At 69.9% G+C, this 12,865-nt stretch carries 10 protein-coding genes; 1 reads left to right on the forward strand and 9 read right to left on the reverse strand.

What is annotated here, in order from left to right; translation table 11 throughout:
• The first annotated feature begins 287 nt into the window (after positions 1 to 287).
• On the forward strand, positions 288 to 881 hold the full coding sequence (gene rfbC, locus ACWGKJ_RS27205; RefSeq protein WP_385024880.1) for a dTDP-4-dehydrorhamnose 3,5-epimerase: 594 nt from the start codon (positions 288 to 290) through the stop codon (positions 879 to 881).
• A gap of 167 nt (positions 882 to 1,048) precedes the next feature.
• Here rfbC and ACWGKJ_RS27210 read toward each other — a convergent pair whose 3' ends face one another.
• From ACWGKJ_RS27210 to rpmA, 9 genes are all read right to left on the reverse strand, one after another.
• Positions 1,049 to 1,843 (reverse strand): class I SAM-dependent methyltransferase, encoded by a 795-nt coding sequence (locus tag ACWGKJ_RS27210; protein WP_385024877.1) that lies wholly within the window; start codon positions 1,841 to 1,843, stop codon positions 1,049 to 1,051.
• Between the two features lie 207 nt (positions 1,844 to 2,050).
• On the reverse strand, positions 2,051 to 2,935 hold the full coding sequence (gene rfbD / locus ACWGKJ_RS27215) for a dTDP-4-dehydrorhamnose reductase (RefSeq protein WP_385024874.1): 885 nt from the start codon (positions 2,933 to 2,935) through the stop codon (positions 2,051 to 2,053).
• Between the two features lie 88 nt (positions 2,936 to 3,023).
• A complete protein-coding gene (locus ACWGKJ_RS27220) occupies positions 3,024 to 4,433 on the reverse strand; it encodes an FG-GAP-like repeat-containing protein (RefSeq protein WP_453315836.1) in 1,410 nt (469 codons plus the stop codon).
• 111 nt (positions 4,434 to 4,544) lie between these two features.
• Positions 4,545 to 5,534 carry a dTDP-glucose 4,6-dehydratase gene (gene rfbB / locus ACWGKJ_RS27225; RefSeq protein WP_385024868.1) on the reverse strand — a complete coding sequence of 330 codons (990 nt, stop codon included), beginning with the start codon at positions 5,532 to 5,534 and terminating at the stop codon, positions 4,545 to 4,547.
• Positions 5,531 to 6,598 carry a glucose-1-phosphate thymidylyltransferase gene (locus ACWGKJ_RS27230; protein ID WP_385024865.1) on the reverse strand — a complete coding sequence of 356 codons (1,068 nt, stop codon included), beginning with the start codon at positions 6,596 to 6,598 and terminating at the stop codon, positions 5,531 to 5,533. Before ACWGKJ_RS27230 ends, rfbB begins: the two co-directional genes overlap by 4 nt.
• Positions 6,599 to 6,748: 150 nt before the next feature.
• A complete protein-coding gene (locus ACWGKJ_RS27235) occupies positions 6,749 to 8,851 on the reverse strand; it encodes a hypothetical protein (protein ID WP_385024862.1) in 2,103 nt (700 codons plus the stop codon).
• A gap of 199 nt (positions 8,852 to 9,050) precedes the next feature.
• Positions 9,051 to 10,556 (reverse strand): SDR family NAD(P)-dependent oxidoreductase, encoded by a 1,506-nt coding sequence (locus ACWGKJ_RS27240; protein ID WP_385024859.1) that lies wholly within the window; start codon positions 10,554 to 10,556, stop codon positions 9,051 to 9,053.
• Between the two features lie 420 nt (positions 10,557 to 10,976).
• Positions 10,977 to 12,416, reverse strand: a complete 1,440-nt coding sequence (gene obgE, locus ACWGKJ_RS27245) for a GTPase ObgE (protein WP_453315837.1) — start codon at positions 12,414 to 12,416, stop codon at positions 10,977 to 10,979.
• A 183-nt stretch (positions 12,417 to 12,599) separates the two neighbouring features.
• Positions 12,600 to 12,854 carry a 50S ribosomal protein L27 gene (gene rpmA, locus ACWGKJ_RS27250; RefSeq protein WP_385033625.1) on the reverse strand — a complete coding sequence of 85 codons (255 nt, stop codon included), beginning with the start codon at positions 12,852 to 12,854 and terminating at the stop codon, positions 12,600 to 12,602.
• Between the last annotated feature and the right edge of the window lie 11 nt (positions 12,855 to 12,865).

Here is a 12,865-nt window from a genome sequence, read left to right on the forward strand (position 1 = left end):
GCGGCGCACTCGATAGGATCACCGCCCGGCGGACGGCTCTCCGGCAGGAAGCGGCACAGCGGGAAGCGGTACGGCACGAAGCGGCACCGCGCGGTCGCACGCAGTACGGAGCGGCGCGGAGCAGCACGGCACCGTACGGAGCCACGCCGGGAGAGACGGTCGAGAGGGACCGGTGAGAGGCGGGCAGCGCATTGCGGGCCCGCGGGAATTCCCCCGTCCAGCCCCTGTGGAAATCCCACAGATTCCAGATGTCCCGACAGCGGAAATGCAGACAAGGACGTGATCTGATGCGGCAGCTCGCCATCGAGGGAGCCTGGGTGCATGAGCCGAAGGTCTTCCCGGACAGCCGCGGCGGTTTCCACGAATGGTTCAGGGAGTCCGATCTGTCCGAGGCGGCCGGTCACAGCCTGCGGCTCGCCCAGGCCAACTGCTCGGTCTCCCGCAGGGGCACGCTCCGCGGAATTCACTTCGCCGATGTGCCGCCGAGCCAGGCCAAGTACGTCAAGTGCGTACGCGGCGCCGTGCTCGACGTCGTCGTGGACATCCGGGTCGGCTCACCCACGTACCGGAAGTGGGAGGCCGTCCGGCTCGACGACGTGGACCACCGCTCCGTCTATCTCTCCGAAGGGCTCGGCCACGCCTTCCTCGCGCTGACCGACGACGCCACCGTGATCTACCTCTGCTCCGCGGGATACGCCCCGCAGCGCGAGCACGGCATCCATCCGCTCGACCCGGAGCTGGCCGTCGAGTGGCCGGCGGACGTCACGCCGCTGCTCTCCGAGAAGGACGCGGCGGCGCCGACGCTCGCCGAGGCCGAGGCCCAGGGGCTGTTGCCCTCGTACGCGGACTGTGTCGCGTACACCGAGGAACTGCGGGACTGACCGCGGCGGCCCGGACGGGACGGTGAACGACGGGACGGTGAACGACGGGACGGTGAACGACTGGACGGTGAACGCCGCGTCTCCTCCGGGGGGCGGCGTTCGCGGTTCGGGGGCACTGCGATCACCGTGCGGCGCGGGGCGCGGCATCCACCGTCGGGGCGGGGCGGTCAGCCCGTGACGCGTTCGATCTGCCGACGCAGACCGGTGAAGGCCGAGCGCGGGCGGTTGAGGTTGCGGGCACGGATCAGCGCGGGCCAGAAGCCGGCGCCGAGCAGCGCCTCGGGGGCCACCGCGCGCTTGCGGCCCAGCACCTCCGCGGGGACGTCCTGCGGGTCCTCGGTGACGTACTTAGCGAGGATCGCGTCGTAGTTCTGCTTCAGTACGGTGCTCGAAGGGTCGGCGCCGAAGACGGCGACCACCCCGGTCGGCTTGGTGTCCACCTCGACCACCAGCAGGTCCGGGCGGAACCTGCGCAGCACTTCGGCGACCTTGTAGACATCGCCCGTCCACGCCCCGGTGTGCCGGTCGCGGGCCGCCTCGTCGATGTTGCGCGGCAGCATGTCGTCCAGGACGATCACGCTGTTCCAGCGGGCGTGCTTCTCGACGTTCATGAAGTCGCGCAGGGCGAACTCGAAGAGGTGCATGCCGTCGATGAAGGAGAATTCGAGCCGGGGTTCGGCGCCCAGCAGGCCCAGCGGGTCCCGGCGGGCGAGGGCCCGGAAGGGGTTGCGCCCGGTCCGCAGGTGCAGCAGCGGGTCCTTCCTGGCGAAGAACGCGTCACTCGTCTGCTTGACCAGATGCACATCGCAGCTGATCGACGTCACGACCTTGAACGCCGGGTCGACGGCGATCGAAGGCACCCGGGAAAGCGCCAGACTGCGACCGTCATTGACCCCGATCTCCAGATAGGTGCGGGGACGGTATGTGCGGTGGATGCCGCGCAGGAATTCATGACGGTTCACTGGGGAGCGCCCTTCGTCGAAATAACGACTGGTCCGATCCCCGGCGAAGCTACATCATCGGGGCGGGCCGTGAAAGGTCGGTGCTCGATTTAAACATCCATTAAATAGAGGGACTCCAGGTCACCGGAAACATCTGGTCCCCGGAAACATCGGAACAGGGTGACAGAACATTTACCGAATCGCCGCACACAGCCCCGTTCCGGCAGCTCAGGAGCGTTCGGCGGCGACCAGGGCCGGGAACGCGTCGGCCAGCGCGAGCCGCCAGTCGCGGAGCGGTTCGATGCCCGCCGCAGCCCAGCGGTCGTGCCCGAGCACGCTGTACGCGGGGCGGGGCGCGGGCCGCACGAACGCCTCGCTGGTCGTGGGCCGCACCCGCGCCGGGTCGGCCGCCAGCAGCCGGAAGATCTCCCGGGCGAGCCCGAACCAGGTCGTCGCACCGCCGCTGGTGCCGTGGTAGACACCGGCGGGCGCGGTACCGGCGAGGGCGCCCGCGCCGAGCCGCACCAGCAGATCCGCCAGATCGGCGGTCCAGGTGGGCTGGCCGCGCTGGTCGTCCACGACGTCCAGGGTGTCCTTGACGCCTTCGAGGCGGACCATCGTCCGGACGAAGTTGCCGCCGCCCGCTCCGTACAGCCAGGCCGTACGGACCACGTATCCGCGTTCGGGCAGCACGTTCAGCACGGCCCGCTCCCCGGCCAGCTTGGTCCGGCCGTACGCGCTGCGCGGGGCGACCGGGGCGTCCTCGGCGTACGGCTCGGTGCCCTCACCGGCGAACACGTAGTCCGTGGAGATCTGGAGCAGTACGGCGCCGCTCTCCCGGCACGCCTCGGCCAGCACCCGGGGGCCCGTGCCATTGACGGCGAGCGCCTGGTCCTCCTTGGCCTCGGCGTCGTCCACGGCGGTCCAGGCCGCGCAGTTCACGACGACCGCAGGGCGGTGCTCCGCCAGCGCGCCACGGACGGCCGCCGGGTCGGTGATGTCGAGCGCCGCACGGTCCAGGCCGACCGCCGGGGTGTCCTCGTCCGCCAGCCGCGCGAGGAGGTCCCAGGCGAGCATGCCGCCCGCCCCGGTGACCAGCCAACTGCCGCTCATGTTCCACCTGTTCTCTGCGTCGGTCGCGTCCGGCGGAGCCCGTCGGGGTCCGGCAGGGTCCGCCACGGTCCGACGGACGCGGCCGACGCTACCCGAGGTGCTGTCCGAACGCGGCCTTGGCCGCCGGTGCCCCGGCGCCGACCGGTCCGGCCACCGCGGCGGCGTCGGTCACCAGCCCTTCGGGGCGGCCCCGCAGCACCCAGACCGCACCGTTCCCGCCGTCCTCGTTCACCGCGGCGGACGCCAGATCGGCGTAGCCGTTGCCATTGATGTCGAGCAGCCGGACCGCGCTGCTGAACCGGTCGTCCGCCTCGGCCGTGCCAGGAACGCCCGCGGTGTCCTGGCTGAACGCCTGCGCGCCCCGGCCGGTCGGCCCGGCGGCGCTGCCGGGCAGCAGGGTCACATAGCCGGCGTCCCGGGTGGTGCCCAGATCCTCGTAGGGGGCGCCGACCGCGATGTCGTCGATACCGTCGCCGTTCACGTCCCCGGCCGACAGCGCGGCGCCGAAACCGTCGCCCGGCTCGGCGCTGCCCGGGACCCCCGGGGTGTCCTGCGTGAGGGTGGTCCACTCCCGCTCGGGGCTGAGGCCGGTGGGCGCGCCGTAGGCGACCGTCACCTCTCCGGCGTCGCCGCCGGTGTTCCCGAGGACCAGGTCGCCGCGGCCGTCGCCGTTGACATCGCCGATGGTCACGGCCGCGTGCGCGTCCGCCGCGGCCTTCACGGGGGTGCCGCGGTCGCCCGGCCCGGCGGCGCCGCTGAGGAAGAGCGCGGTGCCGAAGCCGCCGTCCCCGGTGTACTCGGTGAACGCGAGGTCGTCGCGCCCGTCGCCGTTCACATCGCCGGACGCGGCCGCGTACAGGTCGTGGTACTGCTCCCCGGTGAAGTGCGAGCTGGACGCCGGGGCTCCGGCCCGGCTGACCGGGCCGTTCCAGACCAGCCCGTCGGAGCCGGTCGGGTCGTCGCCCGCCGGGACGCCGGTACGGAGCGCCATCAGGTCGGGGTGGCCGTCGCCGTTGTAGTCGCCGGTCTGCACCAGGTTGCCGTGGCCGGGGACCGCGGTGCCGCCGGTCAGGCCGTCCGGGCCGCCCCAGACGATGACCGCGTCGGCGGCGAGCGGCCCGCCGACGGCCAGGTCGGTGTAGCCGTCGCCGTCCAGGTCGGCCGCCGCGGTGCCGGCGCCGAAGCCCTGCCCGGCGGCCGGGTCGCCCGGGACACCGGGGGTGGCCCGGCTGACGGTGAGGTGGGAGGCGGCCGATACACCGTGCGCAGAGCCGTAGAGGACAGTGACGTACCCGGCCTTCGCCCGGCCGCCGACCGTGCCGCCCGGGGCGCCGACCACCAGATCCTGGTAACCGTCACCGTTGAAGTCCTGGTGTGGAGCCGTGGCGGCCGGGGCAGCGGCCACCGCGGCGGGAGGACCGGTCAGGCCGGCGACGGCGAGCGCCGCGGCGAGCCCGGGTGCGGTCAGGAGTACGGAGCGGAGACGGGGTGCGTGCATCGCGAGCGGCCTTCCGACGGCTTGGGTTGCTCACGATGACCGGCGGGGGCTGCAGTTGGTTGTACGCCGGTTGGGTGCGGCGGCGGCCGGCCGGCCGCCGGTGAGGGCGCGTCAGACGAGCGCCGCACGCTCCTTCAGCGGCTCCCACCAGGCGCGGTTGTCGCGGTACCACCGCACGGTCTCCGCGAGCCCGTCGGCGAACTCCCGGCGGGGCTCGTACCCCAGCTCCGTGCGGATCTTGGCGCAGTCCACCGAGTACCGCCGGTCGTGGCCCTTGCGGTCGGCGACGTACTCGACGCTGGTCTCCCAGTCGGCCCCGCATGCCTTCAGCAGCAGCCCGGTGAGCTCCTTGTTGGAGAGCTCGGTGCCGCCGCCGATGTTGTACACCTCGCCCGCCCGGCCCTTCGTACGGACCAGCTCGATGCCCTGCACATGGTCGTCGATGTGCAGCCAGTCGCGGACGTTGCCGCCGTCACCGTAGAGCGGGACGGACTTGCCGTCCAGCAGGTTGGTGATGAAGAGCGGGATGACCTTCTCCGGGAAGTGGTGGTGCCCGTAGTTGTTGGAGCAGCGGGTCACCCGTACGTCCAGACCGTGGGTGCGGTGGTAGGAGAGCGCGATCAGATCGCTGGACGCCTTGGCCGACGAGTACGGCGAGTTGGGTTCGAGCGGGTGGGTCTCGGGCCAGGAGCCCTCGTCGATCGAGCCGTACACCTCGTCGGTGGAGATGTGCACGAAGGTGCCGATACCGGCCCGGTGCGCCGCGTCGACCAGGGTGTGGGTGCCGACCACATTGGTCCGTACGAATTCGGCGCCGCCGTCGATGGACCGGTCCACATGGGACTCGGCGGCGAAGTGCACCACCTGGTCGTGGTCCGCCATCACCCTGTCCACCAGCGCGGGATCGCAGATGTCCCCCTGCACGAAGGAGAATCCGGGGTGCTCCCTGACCTCGTCGAGGTTGGCCGGGTTGCCCGCGTAGGTGAGCTTGTCGAGCACGGTGACCGTGACATCGCCGGGGCCCTGCGGGCCGAGGAGCGTACGGACGTAGTGCGAGCCGATGAAGCCGGCGCCGCCGGTCACCAGAATCCTGTTCGTCATGAAGAGATCTGCACCTTGCTGTGGTCGCCGAGGACAAGTCGGTGGGCTGCCGGGCTGCGGGGAGAGGGCGTCACCTCGACGCCCCGGCCGATCAGCGAGGCCGCGATCCTGCGGACCCCGGTGATCGAGGAACCGCGCAGGACGATGGAGTACTCGATCTCGCTGTCCTCGATCCGGCACCCCTCGGAGACCGAGGTGTACGGACCGACATACGCGTCCCTGATCACCGTGGACGCGCCGATGATCGCGGGCCCCACGATACGGCTGCGGACGACCTGGGCGCCCTTCTCGATCATGACCCGCCCGATGATCTCGCTGGCCTCGTCGGCCGTGCCCTCCTCGCAGGGGTCGACGGTCTCCAGGACCGCGCGGTTGACCTCCAGCATGTCGGTGACGTTGCCGGTGTCCTTCCAGTAACCGGAGATCGTCGTGGAGTGCACGTCCTTGCGCTGGTCGATCAGCCACTGGATGGCGTGGGTGATCTCCAGCTCGCCGCGCCGGGACGGGCCGATGGAGCGGACGGCCTCGTGCACGGCCGGGGTGAAGAGATAGACGCCGACGAGTGCGAGATCGCTCTTGGGGACCTCCGGCTTCTCCTCAAGCCCGACGACGCGGCCTTCGCCGTCCAGCTCGGCCACACCGAACGCTGTCGGGTCGGGGACCTTGGTGAGCAGGATCTGGGCGTCGGGGCGCTCGGCGCGGAAGCCGTCGACCAGACCCGTGATCCCCCCGACGATGAAGTTGTCCCCGAGGTACATCACGAAGTCGTCGTCGCCGAGGAAATCACGCGAGATGAGGACGGCGTGGGCCAGACCGCGCGGTGCCTCCTGCGGGATGTAGGTGACCTTGATCCCGAAGCGGGATCCGTCCCCGACTGCCTCGCGGATCTCCTCTGCCGTGTCGCCCACGACGATGCCGACATCGGTGATGCCCGCGTCGGCGATGGCTTCGAGTCCGTAGAACAGCACCGGCTTGTTGGCCACCGGTACGAGCTGTTTGGCCGAGGTGTGAGTGATGGGGCGCAGGCGCGTGCCCGCACCGCCGGAAAGGACGAGAGCCTTCACGTGATGGTCCCTTGCGAGAAGTCGGTCTGGCTTGATCCGTCCTGTGAGATTTTATCCATTGTTGCGTTGCGGAACCGTAAGGAGAACGTCGTACGGCCGTCCGCGCGGGGTGCGCGAACGGCCGTACGAAGGGTTCTGGCCAGAGACCTGTCAGTCGCCCACGGCCGAGTCGACGCGGGTGGCGCCCGAGTCGTTCAGACCGGGAGCGCCCTCCGGTTCGGTCCCGGCCATGCGCTGGGCCACGGCCGCGTTGCGCGCGTCGGCCTTGGCCGTGAGCGCCCGTACCGCGGCGTTGAACTGCTCCATCGAGGTCGGCTCGTCGGGGCCGAGGAGGTACTCCTTCAGCTCCCGCCTGTCGTCGGCCAGCGGGTCGGTGGACGAGTCGGTGATCGCCGCGAGCAGCTGGTCGATCTCCTTGGCCTTGTTGGAGAGGATCACCGCAGCACGTACGGCGGTGTTCTGCCTCTTGAATTCCTCGGCGCCCAGTTCGGCCGAGTCGGTGACGGCGTAGGGCTTTCCGCTCGCGATGAAGTCGGAGACGACGCTGGAGATGTCCGAGACCATGCCGTCCGACTCGTTGAAGCAGTCGTAGAGATGCGGCTCGCCTCCGGTGATCACCCGGTGCTCCCAGTAGCCGAAGCTCCGCCAGTAGGCGCGGTTCCACTCGGCGCGCAGGGCGGCGGTCTCGTCCTCGCGCTCCGGGTCGGCCAGCGAGACCCGGGACTCCTCGGACTCGTCGGCGCCCGTCCGGCCGCGTTCGGCCAGCTCGGCGAGGGCGGCCCCGATGCGGGCCAGCTCGGCCTCGGCCCTGGCCCGGTCGGCCGCGCCTGCCGCCGCCTGCTCGCTCCAGCGGGGCTCGGCGGCGCGGTCGGCCGCCGCCTTCTCGACCATGGCCGTGATCCGCAGGTGCGCCGCCTTGGCCTGCGCACTGCGGGTGCCGGTGAAGGGGTGCGGCTTGTAGAGCACCCGGACCGGCTGCTCGGCGGCGAGCAGCCGCTTGACGATGTTCTCGCCGGCCAGCAGCAGCGAGGTGTTGCCCGGGTTGTCGTCCCAGCCCTCCCAGGTGGGGGCGTACAGCACCGTCGGGACGGGCTGCTTCGGGGTGCCGGTCCAGCTCTCGATGGGGGCCAGCTGGGGGCGCCCCACCTCGACGATGTCCTCGTCGCGCACCCCGACGTCGGCCAGCGCGTAACGGTCGCGGCCGGCCCGGCCCGCGGTCCACACCTCGTCGTAGGCCTTGCTGTACGGGTTGACGCTGGCGAGCTTGTCGCTGTCGCCGTGCCCGATGAAGACGTGCTTGATGGTCGGGACGCGGAGCATGTGGATGTTCTTGCCGACGTTCGCCGCGTACAGCGCGACGCGCACGGTGGAGAGGTCCATGTTCATCAGGTGCACACCGCCGGGCACGCAGATCACGGGCACCGATGTGGACGCGAGCTGCGACACGATGGCGCGCTCACGCAGGATGATCAGCGGGCGCCCCTCGGTCTGGGCCATGGTCTCCAGCCACATGTTCACCTGGTAGGCGGAGTCCCTGGAGCCCGAGAAGTAGAGGACGACGCTCGGCCGGTACTGGCGCAGCCAGCCGTCGAGCCCCGCGAGCACCGTGGCGGCCGACGGGACCCGGCGGCCCTTCAGGATGAACGGCACGAGGACGGCGATGTAGAGGATGCCGAGGGCCAGCGTGATCAGGATGCCGAGGTAGCCGTAGTCGTCGGTGCCGGTCTTGGCGGCGATCAGCAGGCCGGTCATCGCGAAGGCGTCCAGGTGGAGCATCTTCTCGGCGGCCCGGTTCAGCAGCCGGCGCGGCGGAGGCCCGGGGATCGGGATGGCGCCGAGGTCGACATTGCGGGTGACCACCGGCATGACGCGGCGGAGCCGGATGAGAGTGGTCAGCGTGCCGTGCGCGGCCTGCAGACCGTAGAAGAGCAGGAAACACGCGACGGCGGCGTAGTAGACCCTCTGCTCGGCGAGCTGAAGGCGGGCGAGCAGCAGAATAAGCAGCAGTTCGCGCAGGAGGAAGCGGATCGACAGGCCGGCGCGGACCTTGGCCAGGCGGTTGATGAGGTAGCTGCGGCGCTGGTGCAGGAACCAGTCGGACACATAGGTCACAAAGGTGGCAGCGGCGAAGAACCAGATATTGGGGATCAGCGCTGCGATCATCACGCACGGGTAGCTGAGCCCCATGAAGGCTGCGGCGATCAGCTCGGACCGGCTGCCTACGCGCGCCAGCCGAATGGCGGTCGAAATCACGAAGAACCTGCTCCAGGGGGTGCCGGTTTATTCTGGGGGTTTCTGCGGTTATTGATTCGATGGACGGGATCCGGGGATTTCACCGGATGCCTTATTTGGGGAAATTGTGAAGGCGGGACCTCACGCATTCGGGCCTCTGCGATTCGCGCGACGCGATCACAGAGGCCCGAAAAGAAACGTCTAGTTTACCAGCGAAGTATTACACATCTTCCTGACGATCCAGCACGGAGGCCAGCGCCTGCTCGAACCCGGACGCCTCCGCGCTGGCGTCGCGCGTCGGGTCCTGCTGGCGTACGTCGATGACATGGCCGGTCAGCTCGGAGAGCAGCACGTCGAGCGAGGTGCGCGCGACAGCCTCCGACGAGAGCAGGCTGCCCTCGGGCTCCTGGCCGAACGCCTTGGTGCGCATCGGGGTCGCCGTACGCTCCGGGTTGACACAGTTGACCCGGACACCGTCGCCGGCCCACTCGTCCGAGAGCGCCTGGGTGAGATTCACCATGGCCGCCTTGGTGGAGGAGTACAGGCTGTACTCGGCGCGACCGCGGGTGTAGCTGCTGGAGGTGTAGAGCAGCAGCTGCCCCTTGGTCTCCGCCAGGTACTTGTACGAAGCGCGCGCGATCTGCACCGGCGCCAGGTAGTTGACGTTCAGCGCTTCCTGGATGGTCGTGTTGTCCGTCTCGGCCAGCTTGCCGATGCGCAGCACGCCCGCGGTGTTGATCACGTAGTCGATCCGGCCGGTCTCCGAGTACGCCTTGGAGAGCGCGTCGTCGACATGCTCCGGGTTCTCGACGTGGGTACCGGTGGTGGAGCGGCCCAGCGCGTACACCTTCGCGCCGTAGGACTCGGCGATGGCGGCGATGTCCGCGCCGATGCCGTACGAACCGCCGAAGACCACCAGGGTCTTGCCGGTCAGCAGCTCGCGGTAGGCGGCCTCGTCGGCCTGGCGCGGGGCGGCGGTGGAGGCCAGCTGGAACAGCTTGTCGGTGATGAAGACATCGACGGGCTGGGTGACCTTCATGTTGTACTCGTCACCCGCGACGACGTAGATCGGCACGTCCGGCAGGTACTTGAGCACGACCGAGCAGTCGTCGGTGGCCTGGAAGTTCGGGTCGCCCTTGGCGACGTCGTACGCCCTGCGGATGGTGGAGAGCTTGAAGGCCTGCGGGGTCTGCCCGCGGCGCAGCCGGGAGCGGTCCGGGACCTCGGTGATGAACTCGCCGTCCTCACCGTGCGTACGGGTCACGATGATCGTGTCCGCGGACGGGATGGCGACGTCGACGGCCTGGTAGCGGTCCAGGGCGTCCACACAGTCCTTGATCACGCGCTGCGAGAGCAGCGGGCGCACGGCGTCGTGGAAGAGGACGTTGCGGTCCTCACCCTCGGCCAGCCCCTCACCGAGGGCCGCGATGGCGCGCTCGGTGGTCTCGTTACGGGTGGAACCGCCCTCGATGATCCGGGTGACCTTGGTGAGACCGGACTTGGCGACGATCTTCTCGATGTCCGGTACGTATCCCGGGGCCATCAGCACGATGATGTCGTCGATGGAGTCGGCCTGCTGGAAGATCGTCAGGGTGTGCTCGATGACAGCCTTCCCGGCGATCTTCAGCAGTTGCTTGGGGATCGACAGACCCACGCGCTGGCCGGTACCACCGGCGAGAACGACTGCTGTAGTCCGGGGCTTGGTTGCTTTGTGCTGCACAGACACAGACGACCTACCTTGCGATGACGAGGGAACGGTGTGATGGTCGCACTCTCCGTGACCGTCTCGCAAGGTGGACGCCAAGCCTCCACAACCCTTGCGATACCGCCTGTTCACCCTAAGGGCAGGAGGGTGACTTGGATCCCCCCAGCCACTGTGAGTGACCGACACCACAGGTTGCGAGGGTAACTCATGCCCGGCCGTCCGCCATGGCGAGGGCCGGTTCACAGTCCGGAGCGGGGTACGGCAGCGCCCCGGCCGTCCCCAACGGGGCGCCGTGGAAGCCGAGTCGGCCGCCGTCAACCCGCACCGCGCACATCGGGCCAGGCGGCCGCAGAAACGAGCAGGGGCCCGGGAACGCGTCGGCGTTCCCGGGCCCCTGCCCAGCCCGTCCTGAGCAGTTCGGACAGAGCCCGAGCGGCTCCGCTAGAACGGCTTGAACTCGTCGTACTCCTTGTCCGACTCGTCCCGCTCGGCCTCGCGGTCCCGGCGCTTCTGTGCCGCGGGCCGGGGCGCGTCGAGACGGTGGTCCTCGCCACGGCGGCCGAGCATCTCGGCGCCCGCCATCACGGTCGGCTCCCAGTCGAAGACGACCGCGTTGTCCTCGGCGCCGATGGCCACGCCGTCACCGGCACGGGCACCGGCCTTCATCAGCTGCTCCTCGACACCGAGGCGGCTCAGCCGGTCGGCGAGGTAGCCCACGGCCTCGTCGTTGCTGAAGTCGGTCTGGCGGACCCAGCGTTCGGGCTTCTCGCCCCGTACGCGGTAGACGCCCTCCTCCTCCTCGAAGCTGACCGTGAAGCCCGCGTCGTCGACGGCCTTCGGCCGGATGACGACCCGGGTCGCCTCCTCCGCGGGCTTCGCCGCACGCGCCTCGGCGATGATGCCGGCCAGCGCGAACGACAGCTCCTTCAGGCCCAGATGGGCCACCGCCGAAACCTCGAAGACCTGGTAGCCGCGCGCCTCCAGATCCGGGCGGATCATGTCGGCGAGGTCCTGGCCGTCGGGGATGTCCACCTTGTTGAGGGCGACGATCCGGGGCCGGTTCTCCAGGCCGCCGTACAGCTTGAGCTCCTCCTCGATCCGGTCGAGGTCGGAGAGCGGGTCACGGTCGGACTCCAGGGTCGCCGTGTCCAGTACGTGCACGAGCACCGAGCAGCGCTCGACATGGCGCAGGAACTCCAGACCGAGCCCCTTGCCCTGGCTGGCGCCGGGGATCAGCCCGGGGACGTCCGCGATGGTGTAGACGGTCGAACCGGCCGTCACCACACCGAGGTTGGGGACGAGCGTGGTGAACGGGTAGTCCGCGATCTTCGGCTTGGCCGCGCTCAGCACCGAGATCAGCGAGGACTTGCCGGCGCTCGGATAGCCGACGAGCGCCACATCGGCGACGGTCTTGAGCTCCAGGACGATGTCCCGGGCCTCCCCCGGCTCACCGAGCAGCGCGAAGCCGGGCGCCTTGCGGCGGGCCGAGGCCAGCGCGTGGTTCCCGAGGCCGCCGCGGCCGCCCTGGCCCGCGACGAAGGTGGTGCCCTGGCCGACCAGGTCGGCGAGGACGTTCCCCTGCTTGTCCAGGACGACGGTGCCGTCCGGCACGGGCAGCACGAGGTCGTGCCCGTCCTTGCCGGATCGGTTGTCGCCGGCGCCGGGCTGGCCGTTGGTGGCCTTGCGGTGCGGGCTGTGGTGGTAGTCGAGCAGCGTGGTCACCGCCTGCTCGACGACGAGGATGACGTCGCCGCCCCGCCCGCCGTTGCCGCCGTCGGGTCCGCCGAGCGGCTTGAACTTCTCACGGTGTACGGAGGCGCAGCCGTGGCCTCCGTTACCCGCGGCAGCATGCAGCTCGACGCGGTCCACGAAGGTGGTCATGGGTGTGCCTCCTGGGGGTCCCCCCACGCCTTCAGGGCAGAGGGGGCGTACGGAATTGTCTGCGATCGGGTCTTATCTGTTAACACGCGAAAGGCGGACCGGCTTCCCGTAAGCAACGGGAAACCTGGTCCGCCCTCGACAGATCGCTCTACGGCAGCCTTCGGCTGAGCCTGTCCGAAAGGATCAGGCGACCGGAACGATGTTGACGACCTTGCGGCCGCGGTGCGTGCCGAACTCGACCGAACCCGGGTTCAGCGCGAACAGCGTGTCGTCGCCGCCGCGGCCGACGCCGGTGCCGGGGTGGAAGTGGGTGCCGCGCTGGCGGACCAGGATCTCACCGGCGCTGACGACCTGACCGCCGAAGCGCTTCACGCCGAGCCGCTGAGCATTGGAATCGCGCCCGTTCCGAGTGGACGATGCGCCCTTCTTGTGTGCCATGTCTCCTCAGT

The sequence above is a fragment of the Streptomyces sp. NPDC054757 genome (assembly GCF_053612185.1).

Excerpts from the sequence above, each read along its gene's own strand:
- obgE (WP_453315837.1), bottom strand. The coding sequence starts at position 12,416 with ATGACCACCTTCGTGGACCGCGTCGAGCTGCATGCTGCCGCGGGTAAC.
- rfbC (WP_385024880.1), top strand. The coding sequence starts at position 288 with ATGCGGCAGCTCGCCATCGAGGGAGCCTGGGTGCATGAGCCGAAGGTC.
- rfbD (WP_385024874.1), bottom strand. The coding sequence starts at position 2,935 with ATGAGCGGCAGTTGGCTGGTCACCGGGGCGGGCGGCATGCTCGCCTGG.
- rfbB (WP_385024868.1), bottom strand. The coding sequence starts at position 5,534 with ATGACGAACAGGATTCTGGTGACCGGCGGCGCCGGCTTCATCGGCTCG.
- rpmA (WP_385033625.1), bottom strand. The coding sequence starts at position 12,854 with ATGGCACACAAGAAGGGCGCATCGTCCACTCGGAACGGGCGCGATTCC.
- ACWGKJ_RS27220 (WP_453315836.1), bottom strand. The coding sequence starts at position 4,433 with ATGCACGCACCCCGTCTCCGCTCCGTACTCCTGACCGCACCCGGGCTC.